Source organism: Streptomyces sp. NPDC048295 (assembly GCF_040652135.1).
Classification (GTDB): domain Bacteria; phylum Actinomycetota; class Actinomycetes; order Streptomycetales; family Streptomycetaceae; genus Streptomyces.
Genome location: NZ_JBEZLL010000007.1, coordinates 155,108 through 180,234, shown reverse-complemented (window position 1 = coordinate 180,234; position 25,127 = coordinate 155,108). Strand labels below are relative to the sequence as shown.

General features: G+C 72.6%; 22 protein-coding genes. 7 read left to right on the top strand and 15 right to left on the bottom strand.

The annotated features are described in order from the left end of the window. Window positions 1-4: 4 nt before the first annotated feature. The 3 genes from AB0D53_RS13010 to AB0D53_RS13000 all read right to left on the bottom strand — a co-directional run bounded on the left by AB0D53_RS13010 (window position 5) and on the right by AB0D53_RS13000 (window position 4,362). On the bottom strand, window positions 5-1,333 hold the full coding sequence (locus tag AB0D53_RS13010; protein ID WP_362444349.1) for an extracellular solute-binding protein: 1,329 nt from the start codon (window positions 1,331-1,333) through the stop codon (window positions 5-7). Next, window positions 1,318-2,526 carry an aminotransferase class V-fold PLP-dependent enzyme gene (locus tag AB0D53_RS13005; RefSeq protein ID WP_362444346.1) on the bottom strand — a complete coding sequence of 403 codons (1,209 nt, stop codon included), beginning with the start codon at window positions 2,524-2,526 and terminating at the stop codon, window positions 1,318-1,320. The genes AB0D53_RS13010 and AB0D53_RS13005 overlap by 16 nt, the downstream gene beginning before the upstream one ends. Before the next feature lie 909 nt (window positions 2,527-3,435). Continuing rightward, entirely contained in the window at window positions 3,436-4,362 is a 927-nt protein-coding gene (locus AB0D53_RS13000; protein ID WP_362444343.1) for an NADP-dependent oxidoreductase, read from the bottom strand. A 214-nt stretch (window positions 4,363-4,576) separates the two neighbouring features. Between AB0D53_RS13000 and AB0D53_RS12995 the strand changes: the two genes are divergently transcribed. Continuing rightward, window positions 4,577-6,031: an MFS transporter gene (locus AB0D53_RS12995; protein WP_362444340.1), complete on the top strand. Its 1,455-nt coding sequence runs from the start codon at window positions 4,577-4,579 to the stop codon at window positions 6,029-6,031. A gap of 90 nt (window positions 6,032-6,121) precedes the next feature. On the opposite strand, the gene AB0D53_RS12990 is transcribed toward AB0D53_RS12995, so the two are convergent. Then, window positions 6,122-6,967: a methyltransferase domain-containing protein gene (locus AB0D53_RS12990; RefSeq protein WP_362444337.1), complete on the bottom strand. Its 846-nt coding sequence runs from the start codon at window positions 6,965-6,967 to the stop codon at window positions 6,122-6,124. A gap of 119 nt (window positions 6,968-7,086) precedes the next feature. On the opposite strand from AB0D53_RS12990, the gene AB0D53_RS12985 reads away from it, so the two are divergent. Then, window positions 7,087-7,701, top strand: a complete 615-nt coding sequence (locus AB0D53_RS12985) for a TetR/AcrR family transcriptional regulator (RefSeq protein WP_362444334.1) — start codon at window positions 7,087-7,089, stop codon at window positions 7,699-7,701. Between the two features lie 164 nt (window positions 7,702-7,865). On the opposite strand, the gene AB0D53_RS12980 is transcribed toward AB0D53_RS12985, so the two are convergent. After that, window positions 7,866-10,304 (bottom strand): polysaccharide lyase 8 family protein, encoded by a 2,439-nt coding sequence (locus AB0D53_RS12980; protein ID WP_362444331.1) that lies wholly within the window; start codon window positions 10,302-10,304, stop codon window positions 7,866-7,868. A 155-nt stretch (window positions 10,305-10,459) separates the two neighbouring features. Continuing rightward, on the bottom strand, window positions 10,460-10,897 hold the full coding sequence (locus tag AB0D53_RS12975) for a nuclear transport factor 2 family protein (RefSeq protein WP_362444825.1): 438 nt from the start codon (window positions 10,895-10,897) through the stop codon (window positions 10,460-10,462). Window positions 10,898-11,021: 124 nt separating this feature from the next. Here AB0D53_RS12975 and AB0D53_RS12970 point away from each other — a divergent pair, with 124 nt between their 5' ends. Further along, a complete protein-coding gene (locus AB0D53_RS12970; protein WP_362444328.1) occupies window positions 11,022-11,591 on the top strand; it encodes a PadR family transcriptional regulator in 570 nt (189 codons plus the stop codon). Further along, window positions 11,578-12,384: an SGNH/GDSL hydrolase family protein gene (locus tag AB0D53_RS12965; RefSeq protein WP_362444325.1), complete on the top strand. Its 807-nt coding sequence runs from the start codon at window positions 11,578-11,580 to the stop codon at window positions 12,382-12,384. Before AB0D53_RS12970 ends, AB0D53_RS12965 begins: the two co-directional genes overlap by 14 nt. A 13-nt stretch (window positions 12,385-12,397) precedes the next feature. On the opposite strand, the gene AB0D53_RS12960 is transcribed toward AB0D53_RS12965, so the two are convergent. After that, on the bottom strand, window positions 12,398-14,806 hold the full coding sequence (locus tag AB0D53_RS12960; protein ID WP_362444322.1) for a SpoIIE family protein phosphatase: 2,409 nt from the start codon (window positions 14,804-14,806) through the stop codon (window positions 12,398-12,400). Window positions 14,807-15,007: 201 nt separating this feature from the next. Here AB0D53_RS12960 and AB0D53_RS12955 point away from each other — a divergent pair, with 201 nt between their 5' ends. Further along, the gene (locus AB0D53_RS12955; protein WP_362444319.1) at window positions 15,008-15,931 is read left to right on the top strand and encodes a metallophosphoesterase; all 924 of its coding nucleotides are present in this window, start codon (window positions 15,008-15,010) and stop codon (window positions 15,929-15,931) included. Here AB0D53_RS12955 and AB0D53_RS12950 read toward each other — a convergent pair. The 6 genes from AB0D53_RS12950 to AB0D53_RS12925 form a co-directional block, all read right to left on the bottom strand. After that, window positions 15,909-16,274: a VOC family protein gene (locus AB0D53_RS12950; protein WP_362444316.1), complete on the bottom strand. Its 366-nt coding sequence runs from the start codon at window positions 16,272-16,274 to the stop codon at window positions 15,909-15,911. The genes AB0D53_RS12955 and AB0D53_RS12950 overlap by 23 nt on opposite strands. A 60-nt stretch (window positions 16,275-16,334) precedes the next feature. Next, window positions 16,335-17,237 (bottom strand): glycosyltransferase, encoded by a 903-nt coding sequence (locus AB0D53_RS12945; protein ID WP_362444313.1) that lies wholly within the window; start codon window positions 17,235-17,237, stop codon window positions 16,335-16,337. 65 nt (window positions 17,238-17,302) lie between these two features. After that, window positions 17,303-17,731 (bottom strand): MazG-like family protein, encoded by a 429-nt coding sequence (locus AB0D53_RS12940; RefSeq protein WP_362444310.1) that lies wholly within the window; start codon window positions 17,729-17,731, stop codon window positions 17,303-17,305. Between the two features lie 23 nt (window positions 17,732-17,754). Continuing rightward, window positions 17,755-18,636: a PhzF family phenazine biosynthesis isomerase gene (locus AB0D53_RS12935; protein ID WP_362444307.1), complete on the bottom strand. Its 882-nt coding sequence runs from the start codon at window positions 18,634-18,636 to the stop codon at window positions 17,755-17,757. Window positions 18,637-18,705: 69 nt separating this feature from the next. Continuing rightward, on the bottom strand, window positions 18,706-19,173 hold the full coding sequence (locus AB0D53_RS12930) for a lamin tail domain-containing protein (RefSeq protein WP_362444304.1): 468 nt from the start codon (window positions 19,171-19,173) through the stop codon (window positions 18,706-18,708). A gap of 127 nt (window positions 19,174-19,300) precedes the next feature. After that, window positions 19,301-20,074, bottom strand: coding sequence for an SDR family oxidoreductase (locus AB0D53_RS12925; protein WP_362444301.1), 774 nt, complete (start codon window positions 20,072-20,074; stop codon window positions 19,301-19,303). 261 nt (window positions 20,075-20,335) lie between these two features. On the opposite strand from AB0D53_RS12925, the gene AB0D53_RS12920 reads away from it, so the two are divergent. Then, the gene (locus tag AB0D53_RS12920) at window positions 20,336-21,964 is read left to right on the top strand and encodes an alkaline phosphatase D family protein (protein WP_362444298.1); all 1,629 of its coding nucleotides are present in this window, start codon (window positions 20,336-20,338) and stop codon (window positions 21,962-21,964) included. On the opposite strand, the gene AB0D53_RS12915 is transcribed toward AB0D53_RS12920, so the two are convergent. Next, window positions 21,951-22,979, bottom strand: coding sequence for a Gfo/Idh/MocA family oxidoreductase (locus AB0D53_RS12915; protein WP_362444295.1), 1,029 nt, complete (start codon window positions 22,977-22,979; stop codon window positions 21,951-21,953). The two genes, AB0D53_RS12920 and AB0D53_RS12915, sit on opposite strands and share 14 nt — an antisense overlap. An 86-nt stretch (window positions 22,980-23,065) precedes the next feature. On the opposite strand from AB0D53_RS12915, the gene AB0D53_RS12910 reads away from it, so the two are divergent. Next, window positions 23,066-24,385 carry a multidrug effflux MFS transporter gene (locus tag AB0D53_RS12910; protein ID WP_362444292.1) on the top strand — a complete coding sequence of 440 codons (1,320 nt, stop codon included), beginning with the start codon at window positions 23,066-23,068 and terminating at the stop codon, window positions 24,383-24,385. Window positions 24,386-24,425: 40 nt separating this feature from the next. On the opposite strand, the gene AB0D53_RS12905 is transcribed toward AB0D53_RS12910, so the two are convergent. Continuing rightward, the gene (locus AB0D53_RS12905) at window positions 24,426-25,091 is read right to left on the bottom strand and encodes a hypothetical protein (protein WP_362444289.1); all 666 of its coding nucleotides are present in this window, start codon (window positions 25,089-25,091) and stop codon (window positions 24,426-24,428) included. Between the last annotated feature and the right edge of the window lie 36 nt (window positions 25,092-25,127).

Here is a 25,127-nt window from a genome sequence, read left to right as displayed (position 1 = left end):
GTGGTCAGACCGCCTGCTGCCGGCCGGTCTGCCGGGCAAGCTGCTCGGCGGCCTTCCTGAGGGCGTCGGCCGGGTCGGCGCCCTTGAGCAGCACCTGGCTCTGGGCGTCGCTGGCGAACTTGAGGGCGCGGGCGTAGTCGCCGGTGAAGTTGGTGGCCCCGGCATCGGCGGAGAGCGATTCGACGAAGGGCTTCAGCACCTTCTGGCCGCCGTAGAAGGGGTGCGGCGCGCTGAACCTCGGGTCGTCGTACGCCGTCTTGAGAGCGGGGAAGACGCCGCCGGAGGCGAACATCCGATTGATCCGGGCGGGCTTCGTGAGCGCGTACTCGATGAATCGCCAGGCGGCCTTGCGGCGCGTGCTGGAGCCGGAGACGGTGAGGTAGGTGGAGTTGACGACGGCGTTGCGCTTGCCCCCGGGAACGGCGGCGGGCGGCTGCATGGAGCGCCACTTCCCCTTCTGCTCGGGGAAGGTGGAGGCCAGATACTCCACGGCCCAGGCCGCCTCCGCGTAGGTGGCGAGCTTCCCCTGGCCGAGCAGGCGCTTCTCGGTGCCCTGGCCCGCGGTGTCGGCGATCAGACCGGCGTCGTTGAGCCGCTTGATGAGGGTGAGGGCCCTGAGGGCGGCCGGGGAGGCGAGCGTGATCTTCCCGTCCTGGTCGAAGTAGAAGACGTCCTGGAGCTGCATCAGGTTCTGGAAGAAGTCCATGTCCTGGGTGGCGCCGGTCTTGTCGAGCCCGAGCAGCCGGACCCCGGTGGCGTCGAGGATCTTCGACCCCGCGGCGGCCATGTCGTTCCAGTCGCTGATGGTGTCGGGGTCGACACCGGCCTTCTCGAAGTGGTCGTGGCGGTAGAAGAGACCGAGCGGGTTGACCTCCCACGGGAGGGCGTGGGCGGCCTTGTCCTTGCCCAGGACGGTCGGCCACAGACCCTTGGCGAAGGCATCCTTGTACGTGTCGGCGCCGAGCCTGGACAGGTCGGCGATGCCGTCGGGGAACTTGTCCAGGTAACCGGGCAGGTAGTCGACGCCGATGTGCAGGACGTCCGCGAGGCCCTTGCCGCCCGAGGCGAGGCCGACAGTGATCTTGTCCCAGATGGCGGGGTTGCCGACGTCCTGGACGTCGACCTCGATGCCGGGGTTGTCCCGCTCGAAGGAGGGGACGACGCTGCGCAGGCCCTCGGCCGCGGTGGTCCAGCTCCAGACGGTGATCCTGCCGCTGTCGCCGTCGCCTCCGGCGCTGCCCGATCCGTTGTCGCCGCAGGCGGCGAGGCCGAGTCCGGCGACGGAGGCGGTGGCGAGCTGAAGCAGACGGCGACGGCTCAGTTGGTGGGACATATGGGCTCCTGGGAGTGGGACGTGGGGCGGGTGAAGACGTGCAGCGCCTCGGTGAGCAGGTCCGCTGCGGCGTCGGGGGTCGAGGCGTGGGGGGAAAGCCGGATCCACTCGTCGCGGCGGGTGGTGATGACTCCGCCCGCTTCGAGGGCGCGGTGCACGGAGGCGGGATCACGGCCGGGCAGCCGGAAAGCGCCGATGCCGCCGCGCTCCTGGGGCCCGAGCCCGTCCAGCAGGACCTCGGCACCGGCCCGGCGTGCACGGTCGAGCAGTTCGTCGAGGACGGCGCGGATCCGGCCGCCGACGACGGCCGGTCCGCCCTGGTCGGCCAGGTCGTCGATCGCCGCCCCGAGGGCCGCGGCGGCCGGGAAGTCCGGGTTGGTGGCGAGGTGGGCGGCGGCCCCGGGCAGCGGCGGCGCCGGATGCCGCGGTGCGAAGGGATCCGCTACGCCGGCCCAGCCGCCGAGCCCGGGAGCCAGGCGCTCGGCGCACCGGTCGCGGATCAGCAGCAGTGCGGCTCCCCAGCCGGCCCGTAGCCACTTCTGGCCGCCGCTGACGAGGATGTCGGCGGCGTCCGCTTCGAGCGGGACGGCACCCAGGCCCTGGATGGCGTCGACGATCAGCAGCCGCTCGGGTCCGAGGACCTCCTTGAGGGCGGCGAGCGGTGCCAGGTGGCCGGTGAGCGAGTCGACGGCGCTGACGGTGAGGGCGGTGACGTCGGGGGTGAGGTGGTGGCGCAGGAGGTCGGGGGTGATGTGCCGCTGCCCGGCCGGGTCGACGAGACGGACGGCGGGTCCGCCGCGGCCGGCGAAGCGGAGCCAGGGGTAGAGATTGGCGGGGAACTCGCCACGGGGCACCAGGACGGTGCCGGGGCCGTGGAGCGCGGCGGCCACGGTGAACAGGCCGTTGCTGGTCGACGGGGCGAGGGCGACTTCGTGCGGACGGGCGTCGAGCAGCCGGGCCGCCGAGGCCAGGGCGGCGTCGCCGAGGGCGAACAGCCGGTCCAGGTCGGCGGGGTCGACGCGGGCGGCGAGCGCGGTCGCCTCGGCGAGTGCGGCGGCGGCCGGGCGGGAGAGCGGGCCGACCCTGGCGTGGTCGAGGTAGCCCGCCATCGGACCGCGCACGGGGGCCGGGCCGGGGGCCGCGGAGGTGGCGGCTTCGGGTACCTGGATCTGATCACAGATTTGATCGTTCAAAAACTTGCCCTAACGAAGCTTGTTGCATACGTCTTCTGGGAATTTGAAGGTTCACATTAGGGAGATCGAACCGACCCGGCAAGAGGTTCGGCGCAACTGGTTTCCGATGAGTCGGCCGGCCCGCGCGGGCGGGTGACGGGTGGTTCACCGGCGCGGGCTCCGCTTCGACGGGGGCTCCGTCCTGCATCGCTTCACTGGCAGGGCGCCGGATCGTCGGCCCGGTCCGGAGAGCCTGCGCTCCGCCGGCGCCGCCCGGCGCGGGTCGTTCGTGAGGCTGACCGCCCCGCGCCTGTTCGGGTGGTGCGTCGAGCCGGTGCGCGGCCCGGCTCGTCCACCGCCACCTGCGGCTCCGCTCGGGTTACGGGCCCGCCGGCCTGGGGTGCGGGGCCCGTTCCGGTCCCTCGGGCGCGGGCGGTCCACGGCTGCCCGGGGTGTCCGGAGCCGGCGGCCCTGAGGTCGGCCGGCGGCTCCGCCTGCCCGGCCGGTACGCCGGACAGGATGCCCCGCGCGCCCCTCGGCAGCTCCGCGCCCTTGAGGTGGGAGGCGCCCCGGGCTCGGCCGTGTCAGCCGTCCTGGTGGCCGGGTTGCTCCGGGGCCTCCAGGTACTCAGGGCATTCGGGGTTGTGGCAGGGGCCGGGATGCCACACGGGCACGAAGATTCCGAGACTCTTGTGGCGCCTCTTCACGACCGCGGTCACGGGCTGCTTGCAGACCGGGCAGACAAGCGCCCCTTGGGGACCGGTCTCATGCTCGGCTTTGCTCATCTTTTGACAATAGGCTCAATGGCCGCAGAACGGGACAGGAGACGCGCACGCGCGTGCGTCCTCCGCCTCGATCGGCCTGCCGGACGGCCTGCCGGTGAGGGTGGATCCCTCCTGGTGAGGTGAGGCCGGTCGAGGGCTACGGGCGTCAGGCCGGCACGATGATCAGCTTGCCGCGCACATGGCCGCCCGCGCTCTCCCGGTGGGCGTCGGCCGCCCGGGACAGGGGGTACGTCCGGGCCACGGACAGGCCGAGTTCGCCGCTCACGGCCAGTGCGGCTGCCTGCTCCAGGCGCTCGCGGACGGTGTCGGGGCCGGCGAAGACGAAGCGCACGCCGTACTCCGCCGCCCGGTGATCGGCGATGGTGACCACGCGCTCCGGGCCGCCGGTCAGTTCGACGAGGGCCGGAAGCGATCCCTTTCCGGCGGCGTCGAACGCGGCGTCCACGCCCTTCACCGCGACGGCGCGGGTCCGCTCGGCGAAACCCTCGCCGTATGTCACGGGCTCGGCGCCGAGCGAGCGCAGATACGCGTGGTTGTGCTCGCCGGCCGTGCCGATCACGGTCGCGCCGAGATGTCTGGCGATCTGAACGGCCACGGACCCGACGCCACCGGCCGCCCCGTCCACGACCAGGGTCTCCCCGGCCTTCACCCCGAGGTCCGCGAGCACCTGGTACGCCGTGTTGACGGCTACCGGCAGTCCGGCCGCGACCTCCCAGGGCACGCCCCCGGGCTTCCGCGCCAGTTGCGCCGCGGGCGCCAGCGCGAACTCGGCGTAGCCGCCGGAGCCGATCGAACCGAAGACCTCGTCGCCCGCGGCGAAGCCGGTCACGTCCGCACCGACCGCCGCGACGACACCGGCGACGTCACCACCGGGCACCGAGGGGAACTCCACCGGCATCATCGCCGCGACGGCCCCGCTGCGCAGCCGCCAGTCCAGCGGACTCACCCCGGCGGCGCGGACTTCCACCAGCACCTGCCCGGGGCCAGGGCGGGGCAGCTCGCGGTCCACCACGCGTAAGACCTCGGGACCTCCGTACTCCGAGAACTCCACTGCGCGATACGTCTCTGTCATCTTTGCTCTTTTCCGTGCTGGTTTCGGCCGGTTGATCAGGATTTCTGACGATCCGTCAACTTCCGTGCCCAAGCTATCGAACGAAGGTCGGCGGGTCATTCGTCTCCGGCCGGATCTCGCCACTCGTCTTTGCGCTGCGACGCTGGCCATAGATACCCCCAGGGGGTATATTCACGATCCATAGATACCCCCCTCCCGTATAGGAGTACTTGCAATGACCGTGTCAGCCGCACCAACCGCGTCAACCGATTCGCGGAGATGGTCCGCGCTCGCGCTGATCGCCCTGGCCCAGTTCATCGTCATCATGGATACGTCGATCATCGGCGTGGCCCTGCCCAAGATGCAGGCCGACCTGGGCTTCTCCCAGGAGAACCTGTCGTGGGTGTTCAACGCCTATGTCGTCGCCTTCGGGGGGCTGTTGCTGCTCGGCGGGCGGCTGTCGGACCTGCTCGGCGCCAGGCGCCTGTTCAGTGCCGGATGGGGCGTCCTCGCCGCGGGCTCCCTGACCGCGGGTCTCGCGGGTGAGGTCTGGGTCGAGCTGACCGGGCGGGCCCTGCAGGGTGTGGGTGCCGCGCTGATCGCCCCGTCCGCCCTCACCCTGCTGATGACGCTGTTCGGCTCCCGGCCCAAGGAGCTGGGCAAGGCCTTCGCGCTGTATGGTGCGGCCGCCCCGGCCGGCGGCACCGCCGGGGTCTTCCTCGGCGGGGTCATCACCCAGTACGCCAGCTGGCCCTGGGTGTTCTACATCAACATCCCCGTCGCCCTGATCGTCCTGGCCGCCACGCCCGCCGTCATGCCCTCGGGTGCGGGGCGGCGCGGCTCCATCGACCTGGCCGGCGCGGTCACCGTCACGGCGGGTCTCGCCGCCGCCGTCTACGCCATCGTCCGTGCCCCCGAGACCGGTTGGGGCTCCGCCGAGACCTGGCTGGTTCTCCTGGCCGGTGCGGCACTGATCGGCGCGTTCGTCGCGATCCAGTCCAGGCGGCGCGAACCGCTGATGCGGCTGGGGATCTGGCGGGCGCCCAACCTGGCCGGTGCCAACATCGCCCAGCTGCTCATGGCCGCCGCGTGGATACCCATGTGGTTCTTCCTCAACCTCTACCTTCAGCAGGTCCTGGGACTGGGCGCCTTCGCCTCCGGCTCCGCGCTGCTGCCCATGACCGTCGCCATCATGATCATGATGATCGTCCTGGCGCCGCGCCTGATCTCCCGGTTCGGGCCCAAGCCCCTCATCGTCATCGGGCTGTTCGCGCTCGGCGCGGGCATGTTCTGGCTCTCGCTCGCCCGCCCGGACGGAAACTTCCTCGTCGACGTCCTGCCCGCCTCGCTGCTCTCGGCGGTGGGCATGTCGCTGGCGTTCATCCCCTCGCTCGGCACCGCGCTCTCCAGCGCCCGTCCCGAGGAGGGCGGCCTCGCCTCGGGGATCGTCAACACCAGCTACCAGGTCGGCTCCGCCCTCGGCCTCGCCGCCATGACCGCGATCGCCGCCGCACACGGCGCCCGTGAACCCGGCGACCCGGTGGCCCTCACCAACGGCTTCTCCGCCGCCTTCCTCGGTGCCGCGGCCCTCGCCGTGGCCGGCGCCCTCGCGGCGCTGCTGAGCCTGCGTACCGCACCCGCCGCCGAGGGCGCGGGCAACGGCGACCCGTCGGAAAAGGCCACGGCCTGAAAAGGGGGCGGTGGTTCGCCGACGACGACGGCCGGGCGGCGCCCGCTGCCGGGGGCGGGTGTCCGTCCCGGCAGCGGACTCCGCCCGCCGTCATCCGGGCCGTCGGGCGGTGACCAGCAGGGCACAGGTGCGCAGTCGGAGCGCCCCCTCGCGCTCATGGGGGCGCAGGAGATCGACGAGCCTGCTCCGGGCCCGGTCCCGGACATCCTCCCCGGCCCGGTCGATCAGGTGCCGTCCGGGGCCGGAGCCCAGCAGGAAGCCGGCGGCGTCGGCGGCGTCCGGGCCCCACGTCCCGTACGCCTCGACGGGGGCGGTGCCGATCGCCTCGTACCCGGCCCGGGACAGCACGTCGCGCACGGTCGCCGGGTCCGCCAGCGAGAACATGCCGGGCTCTCCCGGGGCGCCCAGTGGGCCGACGGGCAGCAGGTCGCGCAGCCCCTGGACGGCCAGCAGCCACTCGGTCCGGCCGGGCTCCGCCGGGCAGACGAAGGCGATACGGCCGCCGGGGCGCAGCGCCCGCCCGATGTTGGCGAATGCGGCGACGGGATCGGCGAAGAACATCACCGCGAACCGGCTGATCGCCACGTCGAAGCTCCCGGGCCCGAACGGGTGGACCTGGACATCCGCCTGCTCGAACGTCACATTGCCGAGCGCTTCGTGCTCCGCGGACTCCCGCGCGCGGGCGAGCATCGGCGCCGACAGGTCGAGCCCCAGCGCCTGCCCGCCGCCCGCCCGACGCGCGGCGAGCCGGGTGGTGGACCCCGCCCCGCAGCCGACGTCGAGGACACGGTCCCCGTCGGTGATCGCCGCGGCGGTGAGCAGGGGTTCGTCGAATCCCTCGTTCACACGGTCCCAACGGGCCTGGTGGGTCGCCCAGTACGTCCCCTCGTAACCGTTCCATCCCTGCTCCTGATCCGTGTTGACGATGTGTCGCATGTGGTGCTCCCCGGTGGATGAGGGCGCCCGGAGGTGTCGGGACGACTAGTATGGGCGGGCGCCCATTCAAAGGTATGGGCAATCGCCCATACTGTAAACACACCGGGAAGGAGGGGCCCATGTCACCGCGTGGTGTGACGACCCCGGACGTCCGCGAGCGGCTGTTCGGCGCCGCGGAGCGGGTGCTGGAACGCGAGGGTCCGGGAGCCCTGACGAGCAGGGCGATCACCGGCGAGGCCGGCTGCGCGAAGGGCCTGCTGCACGCCCACTTCTCCGGACTGGACGAGTTCGTCGCGGAGTTGGTCCTGGACCGCTTCGCGCGAGTGGCCCGGCACGCCGAAGAGCTCCGGGGGCGGGTGGGGCAGCGCACCGTTGCGGAGAACCTGCTCGGCACGGCTCTCGCGCTGCTGTCCTCGGCCGGCCCCACGGTCGCGGGCCTGGCGCTCGTCCGGCCCGAGGCGTCCTCGCGCATCCGCGAGGCCCTGGCGGGCGGTGCGCCGGGCTTCGGCACGGTCCAGGACGCGATCGCCGAGTACCTGGACGAGGAGCGGAGGGGCGGCCGGATCGCGGAGGGGGCCGACACCGCCACCGCGGCCCTCGCCCTGGTCGGGACCGTCCACCATCTGCTCATGACCGGCGGCCCCGACCGGCGGAACGCGCAGGAGCGGGTCGGGCGGCTGGTCGCCCTGCTCGAAGCCACCCTCCGGAACGGGTCCGGCGGCCACGTCGAGTGAGCCGGTACGGGCACGGGGGTGCCGTCGCGGACCCGTTTCCCGCGACGGCACCCCCGTCGGACCCGGCCCGGCTCAGCCGGGGCGTGGCGTACGGCCCGGCGGCATCCCGCCGGTACGCGGGCACACCCGCGGCCGGCGGCTCGGCCGTCCGGACCGGCCCGTGATCACCGCACCCGGACGCGCACCGTGTGCGTGGCGCCCCGGCTCCCGCTCAGGTCGCCGTAGGTCACGGTCACCGACGAGCCGGTCCGGACACCGCTGACGCTGTCCGCCTTGGACAGCACGGACTTGACCGGCCGCCGCCAGGTGAGGGTGAGCCCGGTGACGGTCCGGGACGGGTCGGAGACGCAGATCGTGGCGGTGCCGTCGCGCTTCTCGTGGATCTGCACGCAGACCGGCGCGCTCGCCGTGACCTTGCCCGCCGTGCCGGCCGCCCAGAAGTTGACGCCGGTGAAACCGAGGGAGGGGACCCGGATGCCGCTGCGCCGGGCGTCATTGGCGAGGATCTGCAGCCAGCCGGTGTCCCTGGCGCGGTCGGCGGTGCGCTTGCTGCTCGCGCCCGGCAGCAGGATGTACGCGTAGGAGCTGTCCGCCGGATCGGTGCCGTGGTCCTGCCAGAGGGTCAGGTACCGGCGGGTGTTGGCCGTGCCGGTGCCACCGTCGTTGATGTCCTTCCAGGCGCCGGTACGTTCCTCGCGCAGGGCGTGCAGTCCGGTGCCGCCGGGGAAGACGTATCCGGCGTGCCGGTCGAGGTGGGCCCAGGTGGTGGTGCGGGTGGTGGTCCAGCCCTGGGTGGTGGGCTGCGCCACGCCGTCGAGCAGCAGCCGCTGCGTGCCGTCCGCGCCGAGGAAGCGGTTGTCGACGACCGTCTCCACGCCCGCGCCGTCGGCGGAGGTGATGCCGGAGCCGAGGCAGACCACGCAGTCGTCCAGCCAGAACCACGACTTGCGGGCGTGCATCGTGCTCGCCAGGCCCTGGAGGTGCTGGCCGGTGGTGCCGAACTCGCCGTCGCCGGTGCCGCCGACCCACGCCGTGTCCGGTGTCGGGTTGGCCCAGGCGCCGCCCTGCCCGTCGGCGAGCCGCTTCCGGGAGACGGTGGTGCCGGGCAGCCGGTACGGGTCGACGGTCGGCCAGTACGCGTCCGAGTACTGGTCGAGCCCCGTGCCGTCGCCCCACCACTGGAGCCAGCCCGCGCCGGTGTGCCAGCCGCGCTTGTTCTCCCCGTTGCCGAACTCGTAGTGGGCGATCCGCTCGGAGGCCATGGAGAGCCCGGCGCCCCAGCCGCGGCGGCGGTGGGTGACCCGGTCCATGTTGTGGAAGACGCGGTGCGCGGACGGCTCCGGGGACGCGGTGACGGTGGCGTCGTCCAGCAGGGACTGCAGCCGGGCGGTGTTGACCAGGCTCAGGGATCCGGCCTTGAGCGCCGGGGCGTAGTAGTCGCGCTGGAGCCAGCCCTTGACCATGGCGCGCCAGCGGGCGTTCTCCTCGGGGCCCGCGCCCATGCCGAGCAGCACGATGGAGGCCATGACGCCGTGGGCGCGGGTGTGGTCGCTGGAGCCGACGCGGGTGATGCCGCGGCCCGAGACGTTGTCCATCATCAGGCCGTCGTAGATGAACGGGGCGATGGCCGCGTCGATGGTGTCGAGGAACTGCCGGCTGCCCGGGTCGGTGATCTCCCAGGTCGAGCCGCGCAGCAGGGCGAAGAGCCGGCCGAGCCCGTCGTTGAGGACCGCGCCGTAGCCACCGATGTACGGGATGGAGGTGTGCTGGACGAAGGAGCCGTCCGGGTAGAACCCGTCGCCGGTCGTGACGTACGGGAAGACCGGCGAGAGCGCGGCGACCGCCCGCGCGATCTTGGCGGTGCTGGCACCGACGATGCCGCGCAGGATCATGCCCCGGCACAGGTCGACACGGTTGGCGCCGGTGCTGGTGCCGGTGTACGAGCCGACGGCCGAGTCGGGCAGGAACGTGTCGACGGCCGCGCAGTAGTTGGCCTTCTGGGTCTCCGACAGGGCGTCGTGGAGCAGCACGCAGGTGTCCATGAGGGCCTGGGGCGCGCCGATCTGCCAGTTCCACCAGTTCCCGTAGCGGGTGGTCGACTCGTTGAAGACATCGGCGTACAGGTGGTCGAGGCCGGTGACGACCGCGTCCCTCAGGCCGGTGTCGCCGGTGACTCCGGTGCCGGGCTGGGCGTACGCCTCCGCCATGGTGCGCAGCCGGTTGTAGCCGGTGTTCATGTTGGCGGAGAAGTTGAACGACTCGGTGTCGGTGTCCGGTTCGGGGTCCAGGTAGACCAGGTCCGGCCAGAGGGAGCCGCGCGCGGGGGCCATCGTGGAGAGGTAACCGCTTGCCTGGGTGCCGAGGTCGGCGAGCTTGGACTTGAAGGGCTCGGCGGTCGGGCTGAACCCCGTTCCCAGGTACAGATCGCGCCACTTGGCGCGCAGGGCGGCGAACTCGTCGGCGGCTTCGGCGGCTTCGGCGGAGGGCGAGGCGGCCGGGCGGGAGGCGGAGTCGGACGCGGTCGCGGCGGTCGGCAGGCCGAGGGCGAGCGCCGCACCGCCGCCCGTGGCCAGCAGGGCGCGACGGGACCAGGCAGTTGTCATCGAAGCTCCGGAGGAAGAGTGGACCAGTGCGGGAATGCCAGCGTGGTAAGCGTTTTCTAGCATGGGGGCGTTGGGGTACTCAAGAGGTCGCCCGAGCCCTGGTCCACCCTTCCGGGGTGGTGGTGCGACGTCCTGGGCGAGGCCGGACGTGCGGACTACCTCTGCTGACCGGCCGGTGCCGGAACGAGTCCGTCCGCGATCAGGCCGGTGAGTACGGCGTCACCGAGGGCCCGTACGGCGGACTGGGGCCGGACCATCACCGTGAACTCCTTGATGCGGCCGTCCTCGTCGAAGTGCAGCAGATCGATGCCGTGGATCTCCTTGCCGCCCACGTCGGCGCGGAACAGCAGGACCGCCGACGGGGCGGATGTGCCGTCGGTGCCGGTCCGGGCGGTGCCGGTGAACTCACCGACGTAGCGGAAGTTCTCGAACGTGCGCAGCAGCACCCCGAAGAGGCCCAGCACCATCGGCCTGCCCTCGAACGGCGTGAACTTCACCGGGCTGTAGAGGCGGACGTCCTCGGTGAACAGCTCGTCGAGAGCCGTCAGGTCGCGGCTGTCGACGGCGGCGCGGAAGCGGTCGGCGGTGGTCAGGTCCCGCTCGTTCATGTCCCACTCCTTTTCATGTCCCACTCCTTCGTAGTCATGAATGTGACTAGTCAGTTTCTTGACTATCATGGCCGGTGGACTCGACGACAGAGGCAGGAGGAGGCATCCGATGGCGCTACGGCATGCCGCGCTGGCAGCACTGCTCGAAGGGGAGCTCAGCGGCTACCAGTTGGCCAAGGCGTTCGACCTGGGCGTGGCGAACTTCTGGCACGCCCAGCCGCAGCAGCTCTACGCCGAGCTGAAGCGGCTGGAGGAGGACGGACTCGTCGAGGGCCGGGAGATCGTGCAGGAATCCCGCCCCAACAAACGCCTGTTCAGGGTGACGGACGCCGGACTCGCGGAACTGGAGAGTTTCACCGCCGCCGTCGCGAAGCCCTCCTTCATCCGCGACGACCTGCTCGTCAAGGTCCAGGCCGCCGACCACGTCGACACCCGGGCCCTGATCGCGCGGCTCACCGAGCGGGCCGCCGCAGCCCGGGCCAGGATCGACCTGTTCGGGAACCTGCTGCGCACCATGCGGGGCGACCGCACGGAGGAGGAGTTCCTGCTCCACGGCGACCGTGTCGGCCCCTATCTGACCTGCACCCGCGGCCTGGCCTTCGAGGAGGGCAACCGCGACTGGTGCGAGCGCGCGGCCGGGGTCCTGCGGGAGAGGGAGCGGGCCCGTGCCCGGCACTGACCCGCGCTACGAGCGCTTCGTGGCCCTGGGCGACAGCCAGAGCGAGGGCCTCGGTGACGGCGACGACGCCACCGGCCTGCGCGGTTTCGCCGACCGCCTCGCCGAACACTTGGCCCGGCACAACCCGGACCTGCGCTACGCCAACCTCGCCGTGCGGGGCCGCCTCGCCCACCAGGTACGCGCCGAACAGCTCGCCCCCGCACTCGCGTTCCGCCCCGACCTGGTCACCGTGGTCGCCGGCGTCAACGATCTGCTCCGGCCGCGCTTCGACGCGGACGAGGTGGCCGGCCACCTGGAGGCGATGTTCGCCGCCCTCACCGCCCAAGGGGCCCGGGTCGCCACGCTCACCTTCCCCGACATGGCGCGCGTGATCCCGCTGGCCCGCCCCCTGGCGCCCCGTATCGCGGCCCTCAACGCACGCGTCCGCGCCGCCGCCCACCGCCACGGCGTCACCGTCGCCGAGACCGGCCACCACGAAGTCGTCACCGATCCCCGCCTGTGGAGTCCCGACCGCCTCCACGCCTCCCCGCTCGGCCACCGGCGCATCGCCGACGCCCTCGCCCACGCGCTCGCCCTCCCCGACAGCGACGACGCCTGGACCCGGCCACTGCCGCCACCGGCGGTCCCCGCCCCGGCCGGCCTGCGCATGGCCGCCGCGGAACTGCGCTGGGCCGCCTCGTTCCTCGGCCCCTGGCTCCTGAGGCGGCTCGGCGGCCACTCCTCCGGCGACGGCCGCACCGCGAAACGCCCCGACCTCCTGCCGGTCCGCACACCGCCGGACCGCGGCCGATGAGGGCACGGGCGGATCAGCCGCTCCGGGCGTGCGGGGTGTCCGGGAGCGGCTGCTCGGCCCAGATCGTCTTGCCGCGCCGGGTGTAGCGGCTGCCCCAGCGGCTGGTGAGCTGGGCGACCAGATAGAGGCCGCGGCCGCCCTCGTCGGTGAGCAGGGCCCGGCGCATGCGGGGCTGCGTGGCGCTGGGGTCGGAGACCTCGCAGGTCAGCTGTGCGGCGCGGATCAGCCGTACCTCGACCGGGCCGCCGGCATGACGGATGGCATTGGTGACCAGTTCGCTCAGCACCAGTTCGGTGGTGAAGACGAGCTCCTCGAGCCCCCACTCGCGCAACTGCCGGGCCGCTTCCTGCCGGACCTGTGCGACGGCGACCGGGTCGGCGTCCACCGGCCAGACCGCGGTGTTCCCGGACGGCACCGCATGGGTGCGGGCGAGCAACAGCGTGACGTCGTCGGCGAGTTGGTGCGCAGGACGGGCGGAGATGATCTCCTGGCCCAGTTCGCTCAGCGGCGCGGTGGCGGCGCCGGGCCGGGCCAGCCGGCGGCGCAGTTCGGCCATGCCCTCGTCGAGGTCGCTGTCACGTCCCTCGATCAGCCCGTCGGTGTAGAGCACGAGGAGGCTGTCGGGCGCCAGTTCGACCTCGGTCACCTCGAAGGGCAGGCCGTTGACACCCAGCGGCGGGCCGGGGTTCAGGGGGACGTACGAGACGGTTCCGTCCGGATCCGCGACGGCGGGCGGCGGGTGTCCGGCGGAGACCATCGCGCAGCACCGGGAGACCGGGTCGTAGACCGCGTACAGACAGGTGGCGCCGACCGGGTCGGCCCGCCGTCCGCCGTCCGCCCCGCCTTCGCCCGCCCGGGTGAGGCGGCTGGGCCGAACGGGTCCGCCCGGCCGGCCGGGTCCGTCGGGCTCGTCGGGCTCGTTGGGCTCGTCACGGAGCTGGGAGACCAGGTCGTCGAGATGGACCATCAGCTCGTCCGGTTCGAGTTCGAGGTCGGCGAGGGTACGGACGGCGGTGCGGAGCCGGCCCATGGTGGCGGTGGCCGCCAGCCCGTGGCCCACCACGTCCCCGGCGACCAGGGCGACCCGGGCGGAGGACAGCGGGATCACGTCGAACCAGTCGCCGCCGACGCCGGTGGCGGTGTCGGCCGGGAGATAGAAACCCGAGGTGGTCACGGCGACGGTCTCGGCCTGCGAGGGCGGCAGCAGGCTGCGTTGCAGGCCGACGGCGGCCCGGTGTTCGCGGGTGTAGCGGCGGGCGTTGTCCAGTGCGAGGGCCGCGCGGGCGGCGATCTCGCAGAGCAGGTCCAGGTCGGCCGGCGCGTAGCCGGGCCGGCCGGGGCCGCGCCGGACGGTCACCCGGCCGAGGAAGATGCCCCGGGCCCGCAGCGGGGCGGTCATCGACGCGGGGGAGCGGCCGAGGGCCGGGGCGCAGTCGGCATCGGCCGGGACCACGGTGCCGGCCGGCGGATCCGCCGCGCTCCCACCGGCCGTCGCGGTCCGGCGCAGCGGCAGCAGCCCGTCCTCGCCGGGAGCCGGTTCCTCGCCCGTGAACACCGCGTCCGCGATCTCCACCACGGCGGCATCGGCCAGTCCGGGCACCAGCACGGCGGCCAGTTCCTCGCCGGTGCCGGAGACGGACAGCGATCCGCCGACGCCCGCCGTGGCGTGGTGCAGAATCGCCAGCCGCTCGTCCGAGCGGCGCTGCTCGGTGACGTCCGTGAACAGCGCGGTGACGCCGAAGACCTGCCCGTCCGGCGCCTGGAGCCGGAACGCCGACACGGCCATCACCACCCCGCCGCCCGGGTCCTCGATGGTCCGTACCGTCTCCTCCGCCAGGATCAGCGGCCGGCCGGTCCGCAGCACCTCGCGCAGCCGGCCCTCGACCGCAGCGGCGCCCTCGGCCTCCAGGAAGTCCTTCAGGCGCAGGCCGCGCAGATCCGGCAGGAGGCCGGTGTACGGCAGCAGGTGGGTGTTGGTCCTGACCAGCCGCAGCTCCGCGTCGAACACGGCGAGACCCAGCCGGTCCTGGAGGAAGAGCTCCCGGGTGAACGCCTGGTCCTGGCGCCAGCGGTCGACCGTCCCGACGGGGGCCCAGAGCACGAGGTACCCGACCGCACCGCCGGCGGCCGCCAGCGGCAGAGCGTGGAAGACGATGCCCATGTCCTCGCCCCGGCCGGTGCGCACCACGGCCTCGCCGGACCAGGCGGTCCCCTCGTATCCGGCCGGCGGTTCGGGACCGGCGGCCGGGTCCGCGAGCAGTTCCAGGGCGGGACTGCCGCAGACCTGCTCGGCCGACAGTCCGAACAGTTCCTCCGCCGCGGGTGTCCAGCCGATGATCAGTCCGTCCACATCGAGCAGGGCCCCGGCCGCGCTGTCCGCGAACGGGAGCCCGCTGTGCCCGGGTGCGCCCGGGAGGGTCATGCCGTCCACCTCGTTCTCAGCTCCCTTTCACGGCCCTGCCGACGTTCCCGCGCCGCGTCCACGGACGTCTCCATCATCCCTCCGCTCGTTGTGCCCGCCAGTCCCGGCGAGCCGGTCGCGGGCCCGGATCCGGCCGTCCTCGACCGGGACGGTCCGCGGTGAGGCACTATTTCGTTCAGTCGACCCGCGGGAAGGTTCTGGATGCCCGAGCGAACCGATGGAAGCCCCGGCGCCCTGCTGGCGGTGAGTGACCTTCATGTGGGGATGGCGGACAACCGCCCCCTCATCGAGTCCCTGCGGCCCGGATCGGACGAGGACTGGCTCATCGTCGCCGGTGATGTCGCCGAACGGATGGCGGACGTGGAGTGGGCGCTGCGGCTGCTCGCGGGCCGCTTCAGGCGGGTGGTCTGGGCCCCGGGGAACCACGAGTTGTGGACGCCCGAGCGCGATCCGGTCCGGTTGCGGGGCCAGGAGCGCTACGAGCATCTGGTCGAGCTGTGCCGGAGCCTCGGGGTGAGCACCCCGGAGGATCCGTACCCCCTGTGGTCCGGGCCCGGCGGGCCGGTGGCCGTGGCGCCCGTGTTCGTGCTGTACGACTACAGCTTCCGGGCGCCGGGCACGGCGACCAAGGAGGAGTCCCTGGAGTACGCGCGCCGGACGGGGGTGGTGTGCACCGACGAGTTCCTGCTGCACCCCGACCCGTACCCGAGCCGCGACGCCTGGTGCCGGGCGCGGGTGGCGGAGACCGAACGGCGCCTGGCGGCACACGATCCGGAGATCCCGCTGGTCGTCGTCGGCCACTGGCCGCTGGTGCGCGAACCGATGGACGTCCTGTGGTACCCGGAGTTCGCCCAGTGGTGCGGTACGCGGCTCACCGCCGACTGGCACCGACGCTTCAATGTGGCGGCCGTGGTCTACGGCCATCTGCACATCCCCCGTACGACCTGGTACGACGGGGTGCGCTTCGAAGAGGTCTCCATCGGTTACCCGAGGGAGTGGCGCAAGCGCGGCCACCCCAGGGGCCTGCTGCGGCAGATCCTTCCGTACGACGGCGACGGCGGCGGCGAGGGGAACGGCGGCGGGGCCGGCCGGGAGGGGGCCGTCAGCGGTGGCCCAGCACATTGACGACGCGTCCGTTCGGGTCGCGGACGAAGAAGCGGCGTACGCCCCATTCCTCGTCGCGCAACGGGTACACGATCTCCGCGCCGCTCTCCCGCATGGCCGTGTGCGCGGCGTCCACGTCCTCGACCTCGATGCTCAGGTCCGGTGCCACCGGGGCGGTCGCGTCGGCCCCCATGACGCTGAGCTGGACCGAGGGGTGGGAGGAGGAGGCCAGCGTCATGATCCAGCCGTGGTTCATGACCTCCTCCAGGCCCAGCAGACCGTAGAACTCCGCGCTCCGCTCCATCCCTCCGGCGGCCGGGCCGCCCGCGGTCCGGATGTTGGGGACGATTCTGCGGACGGACATCGGCAACTCCTGTCACGGGACTGACTCCGTGCCACCCGTCGTCGCCGGACCCGGCGCGGGTCAGATGACCGGCGGCCGTCCCAGTCTGGTCATCCGCCACACCGTGCGCCAGCGCATCGGCTGCCTTCGCCCGCACGGGGTACGGACGCCCTCGGCGAAACCGCCGGCCCAGGCGCGCAGACCCGTCGCCGAGCGGGTGCGGGCCACGGTGAGCAGGGTCCAGGTGCCCAAGTAGGCCGGGACCAGGGGGAGGGGAAGGTTCCGGCGGGCCAGCCAGACCCGGTTGCGGGCCGTCATCCGGTAGTAGACGGAGTGCCTGGCCGGGGAGGTCTTGGGGTGCTGGAGCAGCAGATCGGGCTCGTAGAGGATCTTCCAGCCCGCGTCGAGCGCCCGCCAGGAGAGGTCCGTCTCCTCGTGGGTGAAGAAGAACTCCGCGGGCCAGGGCCCCGTCTGGGCGAGCATCTTCATGGAGAAGGCGTGGCCGCCGCCCAGGAACGCGGTGACCGGTCCGCGCCGCATCGGGTCGCCGGCGCGCAGCCGCGGTACGTGACGGCGCTGGGTCTCGCCGCGCTCGTCGGCGATCCGGAAACCGATGATGCCGAGCCGCGGGTCGGCGGCGAACAGCTCCCGGACCTTGCGGAACACCCCGTTGTCGACCAGGAGTCCGTCGTCGTCGAGCTCGATGACGACGTCCACGTCGCCGAATTCCGCCAGCTTGGCGAGGGCGACGTTGCGGCCCCCGGGGCAGCCCAGGTTCTCCGGCAGCTCGATCGTCGTCACACCGCCGGACAGATCGGACAGGCCCGGAAACGCGGCGAAGTTCGGGAGGGGTGATCCGTTGCCCACGACGACGAGGCGGGCCGGGCGGACGTCCTGCCCGGCCACCGAGGCCAGCAGGGCCTCGACCTCCTGCGGGCGATCGCCCATGGTGACGATGGAAACGGCGATGCGCGGTTCGGACACGGTCGGCACTCCTGGTCTCGCTGCGGTGCCCGTGATCGTAGCCGCAAGCGATGGTCGCCCGTTGTTCAGCCACCCGTTGTTGACCCGCCGTGCCCCGTGGTTCTCGTCCGGGGCGCCGTGCCGGGCGCCTGCGGGGGCGGGGCGAGCGGGGTGCGCGGGCGTGCCGCGAGGCGCCGTACGTGCCGGTCGAAGACGGCCGCCGCGTCGGGGGTGAGGGTGCGCAGCGCGACCATCGCCGTCACGATGACGTCGCAGAGCTCACCCTCCACGTCCTGCCAGGAATGGGTGGCGCCCTTGCGCGGGTTCTGGCCGGTCGCCCCGATGACGGCCTGGGCGACCTCGCCGACCTCCTCCGACAGCTTCAGCATCCGCAGCAGCAGATCCTGCTCGGGCGGGATGCCGGTCTCCGCGTCGAGCCAGCCGTGCAGCTCGTCGATCGTCCGCCAGGTGCCGTGGTCCTGATCCTCGTGGCCGTGGGTGCCGCGCTGGTCCATGGCCCCCAGCCTGCCAGGGTCCGTCAGCCCCCGATGCGGGTTCCGGTCCCGCTCACCCGCACCCGGGCGTCGTCCGCCCGCAGTTCGACCGTGAGGGTGCCGGGGCGGCCCATGTCCTCGCCCTGGTGGAGGGTGAGGACCGCGGTGTCGGGGACGAGGCCCCCGGCGCGCAGATAGGCGCCGAAGGCGGCCGCCGCCGCGCCGGTGGCGGGGTCCTCCACGACACCTCCGACCGGGAACGGGTCGCGGACGTGGAAGACGTCCGGCGCCGCCCGCCACACCAGCTGAAGGGTCGTCAGGTCCAGTCGCTGCATGAGGGCTTCGAGGCGCGCGAAGTCGTACCGGAGGTCGGCCAGGCGCTCCCGGGTCGCGGCGGCCACCACCAGATGGCGGGCGCCCGCGAAGGCGATCCGGGGCGGCAGGGCCGGGTCGAGGTCGGCGGCCGGCCAGTCCAGGGCGGCGAGCGCCTCCGCCAGGTCCTCGGGGGCGATGTCCAGGACGTCCGGCTCGACGCTGGTGAGCGTGGCGCGCAGTTCGCCGCCCTCCCGGGTGACGGTGACCGGGACCGTGCCCGCGCGCGTGCCGAACACCAGGTCTCCGGGGCCGTCGCGCTCGGCGAGCGCCAGGGCCGTGGCGACGGTGGCGTGACCGCAGAACGGGACCTCGGCCTTCGGGCTGAAGTAGCGCACGGTGTACTCCCGGGCATCCGGTGCCCCCGCGCCGCCCGGCTCTCCCCGCCCGGTCAGGAACGCCGACTCGCTGTAGCCCAGCTCCGCCGCGACGGCGAGCATGGCGGCGTCGTCGAGACCGGACGCGTCGAGGACGACCCCGGCCGGATTGCCGCCCTCCGGGTCGGTGGAGAACGCCGTGTACCGCAGGACCTCGATATCTGGGATCTGGCTCATGCCGCAGGTCAACCCTGCCGCGGCCCGGGGCATTCCCCCCAGGGTCCGTCCGGGCCGCGGCCGCCCGGCTCAGTGGCAGTTCTTGGTGCCCTTGTCCGACTTCGTCCAGGAGCAGGAGTCCTGGAGCTTGCCGTTGGGCTTGATCAGCCGGGCCTTGTCGCCGGTGTTGTTCCAGACGTACGAGCCGCGGTTCCAGTACACGTTGCCCGAAGCGTTCCTGCCCCGGCCGGTGTGGACCTTGACGGTCTTTCCGGCGCCGATCGTGTAGCTGCCGAAGGTGTATGTGTAGCCGGTGTTGTCCTTGAGCTTGTAGCCCTTGAGCTGGAGCTTCGACTTGCTGTTGTTGTGGATGTCCACCCACTCGGCGTTCAGGGACGAGTTGCTCCGGGTGTCCTTGCCGGGGCTGTCGTACTGGATCCTGCCGAGGTGCAGCCCGCCCTGGTGCGGGGCGGCCGAGGCGGGGGCCGCGACGAGCAGCGGCCCGGCCAGGGCGGTGGCCGCTGCCAGGGCGAGGGGAGCCGCGATGCGTATGCGCATGCCGTGTTCCTTCTGTGGAGTTCCGGTGAAGGAGCGTCAGCATAGGGGCAGCGCGCCGCGCCCCGGCACGCGGGGGTGACCGCCCGCGCCGGGGTGCTCGTCGCGACGTCCGTCCTGCCGCGCCCCGTCAGCCGCGTCCCACGTACGGCATCGCCGTCGCCAGGACCGTCGCGAACTGCATGTTCGCCTCCAGCGGCAGCTCCGCCATGTGGAGCACCGTCCGGGCCACGTCCGCCGCCGCCATCACCGGCTCGGCCGCGAGTTCGCCATTGGCCTGGAGGATGCCGGTCCGCATCTGCTCGGTCATGTCCGTGGCCGCGTTGCCGATGTCGATCTGCCCGCAGGCGATCCGGTACGGACGCCCGTCCAGCGAGAGGGACTTCGTCAGTCCCGTCATCGCGTGCTTGGTCGTGGTGTAGGCGACCGAGTGGGGGCGCGGCGCGTGGGCGGAGATCGAGCCGTTGTTGATGATCCGGCCGCCCTGCGGGTCCTGGTCCTTCATCAGCCGGTACGCCGCCTGCGCGCACAGGAACGCGCCCGTCACGTTCACATCCACCACCGAGCGCCACTCCGCCACCGGGAGTTCCTCCACCGGGACGGAACGCGGGCCGAACGTACCGGCGTTGTTGAAGAGCAGGTCGAGGCGGCCGAAGCACTCCCGTACCGAGGAGAACAACGCGGTCACGTCGTCGGGGCGGGACACATCGGCGGGGACGGTGATCACCCGGGCGTGCTCCCCGGCCAGCGAGGCGGTCTCGGCGAGCGGTTCCGGGCGCCGGCCCGCGAGCGCCACCGACCAGCCGGCGCCGGTCAGGGCGAGCGCCACCGCGCGGCCGATCCCGGAGCCCGCGCCCGTCACGACCGCCGTCTTCGCGGCGGAATTCAACACTTTGTTGCTCATGGGGCCGCAGCGTACGCCCTTCCCCGCCGGGGTGCGCGTGAGGCCACATGGGGGTCAAGGCGGCGTGCGGGGCGGCGCGTTCGCGCCCCGGCCGGCCGCAGAAGATGATCATTGCCCCGTCGTGGATGCGCGCTTTGTCCCCGCGAACCCATTGCTGCCGCATTTCTCATCCACGCGACGCCCCAGCGACGCGAACACGACAGCCGCTCGATGTGCTGAGCCGGTGAACTGCCCGTACACCACCAGCCAGGGGAGGGTCAGATGACAGACTCATCGCACCAGCAGGAGATGCGCGACGCCGCCAAGCAGATCGGGCGGCGCCGTTTCCTCACCGTCACCGGCGCCGCCGCCGCGCTCGCCTTCTCGGTCAACCTGCCCGCCGCGGGCACCGCGAGCGCCGCCGAGCTGGACGCGAAGAAGATCGGCGACGACCCGTTCACCCTCGGCGTCGCCTCCGGCGACCCGCTTCCCGACTCGGTCCTGCTGTGGACGAGACTCGCACCGCGCCCCTACGAGCCCGGCGGCGGACTGCCCCGGGCCCGGGTGCAGGTGCGCTGGGAACTCGCCCGCGACGAGCGCTTCTCCCGCGTCGTACGGCGCGGATCGGTCACCGCCCACCCGGAGTTCGACCACAGCGTCCGCGCCGAGGTCAAGGGCCTCGAAGCCGACCGGGTCCTCTACTACCGCTTCCGCGCCGGAAGCTGGACCAGCCCCGTCGGCCGGACCCGCACCGCACCCGCCCGCGGCGCCCGCAACAGCTCGCTGAGCCTGGCCGCCGTCTCCTGCCAGGCGTACCACGACGGCTACTTCACCGCGTACAAGCACCTCGCCCAGGAGGACGTCGACGTCGTCTTCCACCTCGGCGACTACCTCTACGAGTACGCCGTCGACGCGACCGGCGGCGCCCGCGGCTACACCGACCGCAGACTCCCCGCCCACTTCAACCGGGAGACGGTCACGCTGGAGGACTACCGGCTGCGGTACGCCCTCTACAAGTCCGACCCCGATCTGCGCGCCGCCCACGCCGCGCACCCCTTCGTCGTCACCTGGGACGACCACGAGACCGAGAACAACTACGCGGGCGAGATCCCGGAGAACGACGTCCCGCCGCAGGAGTTCCTGCTGCGCCGCGCCGCCGCGTACCGCGCGTACTGGGAGAACCAGCCGCTGCGCGCCCCGCAGCGCCCCACCGGCCCGGACATGAGGCTCTACCGGCGCCTGCACTTCGGCCGGCTCGCCCAGTTCGACATCCTCGACACCCGCCAGTACCGCAGCGACCAGGCGTACGGCGACGGCTGGCAGACGCCCGGACCGGAGTCCCAGGACCCGTCGCGCACCATGACCGGCGCCACCCAGGAGCGCTGGCTGATCGACGGCTGGCGCACCTCGCGGGCCACCTGGAACGTCGTGCCGCAGCAGGTCACCTTCGCCCAGCGGCGCGACGTGCCCACCGACGCCTTCAAGCTGTCCATGGACGCGTGGGACGGCTACCCCGCCTCCCGCGCCCGCATCCTGAAGGGCGCCGAGGCCGCCGGGGTCGACAACCTGATGGTGCTGACCGGCGATGTGCACGTCGGCTACGGCTTCGACCTGAAGAAGGACTTCGACGACCCCGCCTCCCGCACCGTCGGCACGGAGATCGTCGCCACCTCCATCACCAGCGGCAAGGACGGCTCGGACAAGCCCGGCAGCTGGAACAACCAGATGCGGGCCAACCCGCACATGAAGTTCTTCAACGGCCGGCGCGGATACGCCGTCGTCACGCTGGGCCGGGAGCGGGCGCGCGCCGACTACCGCACGGTGTCCGCCGTCACCAGGCCCGGCGCGCCCCTGGCGACGGCCGCGTCGTTCGTCACCGAGGTCGGGAACCAGGGCCTCACCCCCGCGTGAGGCCGTCCGCCGGGTAGTGGACGCCGATGCGGTCCCGTACCGCGTCGAGCGTCCGCATCACGGCGAGCGAGCCGTCCAGCGGCACCAGCGGCGACTCCGTCTCGCCCGCCCGCAGCGCCCGCGCCACCTCGGCCTGCTCGAACTGCAGGCCGTGCAGTGCGCCGCCGCCGGTTCCGGCCGTTCCGGCGGTTCCGGCGGTGAACTCCTCGGGCTCGTGGCCGGGCCGGTGCAGCACGAACCGCTCCGGGTAGAAGAAGCCGCGCGGGAACTCGATCCGGCCCTTGGAGCCCGTGACCGCCGCGGTCTGCGGGGTGTCCGCGACGATCGAGCAGTTCAGCAGCGCCGAGGCGCCCGCCTCCGACCAGCCCAGCAGCATCGCCGTGTGCAGGTCGACGCCCTCGGGGGAGAGCACCGCGTCGGCCTGCACCCGGTCCGGCTCACCCAGCAGCAGTTGCGCGAACGACACCGGATAGACCCCGAGGTCCAGCAGCGCGCCGCCGCCCAGCGCCCGGTCGCGCAGCCGGTGTCCGGGGCCGAAGGGGCCCGCGAGCCCGAAGTCGGCCTGCACGGTGCGGATCTCGCCGATGGCGCCGTCCCGCACCAGCTCCGTCATGCGCCGGATCACCGGGTTGCAGTACGTCCACATCGCCTCCATCAGGAAGAGGCCCCGGTCCCGGGCGAGCTTCACCAGCTCGTCCGCCTCCCGCGCGTTGAGCGTGAACGCCTTCTCGCACAGCACGTGCTTCCCGGCCTCCAGACAGAGCGCCGCCGCCTCCCGGTGCGCCGAGTGCGGCGTCGCGACGTACACCACATCGACCTCGTCGTCGGCGGCGAGAGCGGCCCAGTTGCCGTACGCCCGGGGTATCCCGAACCGTTCGGCGAACGCCCGGGCCGAGGCCTCTGTCCGAGATGCGACGGCCACCACTTCCATGTCCGGCATCGACCGGAGATCCTCGGTGAACGCCGCGGCGATACCGCCGGTCGCCAGCACACCCCACCGCACAGTGCCGCTCATGCCTGTCATGCCTGCTCCCCAAGAGGTCTCGACCAGTCCGGCTGAGCTGAGAGCATAGATGCGGATTCAACGACATGGAGATGAGAATGCCGGAGAGCGGCGCAAGCCGGGCCCAGCAGGAACGCACACACATACCGACCGCCGGAACCGGGGCCACGGAGCCCGGAACCACCGGCACCCCACCCCGAGCACCGGCCGCCCCGGCGGTCCGGCGCACCGGACTTCTCGTCACCCTCGTCCTCGGCGGCCTCACCGCGGTTCCGCCGCTCTCCATGGACATGTACCTCCCCGCCCTGCCCGCGGTCACCGAGTCCCTGCACACGCCCGCCGCCACCGTGCAGCTCACCCTCACCGCATGCCTGACCGGCCTGGCGCTCGGACAGGTCGTCGTCGGACCGCTGAGCGACCGGTGGGGGAGGCGCAGGCCGCTGCTCATCGGCATGATGATCTACGTCGTCGCCACCGCGATGTGCGTCTTCGCGCCCACCACCGGGCTCCTCATCGGCTTCCGTCTGCTCCAGGGCCTGGCCGGTGCGGCGGGCATCGTCATCGCCCGTGCCGTGGTGCGCGACATGTACGACGGCGTGGAGATGGCCAGGTTCTTCTCCACCCTGATGCTCATCTCCGGTGTCGCGCCGATCGTCGCCCCGCTGATCGGCGGCCAGGTGCTGCGGTTCACCGACTGGCGCGGAATCTTCGCCGTCCTCACCGTCGTCGGTCTGGTGCTCACCCTCGTCGTCTGGAAGTGGCTGGGCGAGACCCTGCCCCCGCAGGACCGGCACACCGGCGGCCTCGGCGACGCGCTGCGCACCATGCGCGGACTGCTCGCCGACCGGGTCTTCACCGGCTACATGATCGCGGGCAGCCTCGCCTTCGCCACCCTCTTCTCGTACGTGAGCGCCTCGCCGTTCGTCGTGCAGGAGATCTACGGGGCATCGCCGCAGACGTTCAGCCTGCTCTTCGGCCTCAACTCGGTCGGCATGATCGTCGTCGGCCAGATCAACGGCAAGGTGCTGGTCGGCCGGGTCAGCCTGGACAAGGCGCTCGCCTTCGGGCTCTGTGTCATCACGCTCGCCGCGCTCGCGCTGCTGCTGATGACGACCGGCGTCTTCGGCGAGGTGGGCCTGGCCCCGGTCGCCGCCGGGCTGTTCGTGCTGATGTCGGCGATGGGCATGGCGATGCCGAACACGAACGCGCAGGCACTGATGCGCACGAAGCACGCCGCCGGCTCCGCCTCCGCGCTGCTCGGCACCTCGTCCTTCCTGATCGGCGCCATCGCCTCGCCCCTCGTCGGGATCGCGGGCGAGGACACGGCCGTCCCGATGGCCGTCGTCCAGCTGGTCTGCGCGGTCGGCGCGATGGCCTGCTTCCTCGGCCTGTGCCGGCCCTGGCGGCGGACGGCGTGACGCGGGCCCCGTGACGCCGGGCGGGGCGAGCCGGACGGGTTCAGCCCCGGGTCTTGCCGCTGACCTGGTCCGGTCCGAAGCAGCCGGAGGTGACGGAGGCGAGCGCCGGTACCGGGCCGCCCTCCAGGCCGAGGTTGCCCAGCGCGTGTTTGAAGGTGTGGACCACACAGGTCTGCACCGGATGCGTCGGCCCGCCGGGTTCGTCGCAGTCGTTGGCGTACAGGGGCCGGTGCTGCGGGCGCGCCAGGGCGAAGCAGACCAGCATCGTGCGGTGGTCCTCGAACCGGAAGTAGTCCTTGACCGCCCGGTTGCCGAAGTCCATGCGGTCGAAGACCACGGCGACGTCCTCGTCGCCGTACGGGGCGGCCCGCAGCGCCGGCAGTACGTCCAGGACCGCGTCCCCGGAGGCGAGCAGCCGGGCCTCCTCGTGGGAATCCCCCCAGGGCGGCGGATCGTCGTCCCGCAGGTCTTCGGGGCGCTCCTCGGTCCGCAGCGACGTGCCGACGGGGGGCCGGTCCCAGCGGGCCTGCCCGCTGACGCTGCCCCAGTTCAGGCAGGCGTTGACGCAGAGCTTCCCCGCGACGAGCGCCCACGGCGTCCGGACCACACGCTCACGCGCCAGCTCGACCACGAGACGGCCGAACGCCTCCGGCCGCAGGAGAGCCGGCTCGGGAGGCGCGATGAAGGCGTCGGTCCAGATTCCCATGCCCCTCTTGTAACAGCGGGGCCCGGAGCGGGGCGA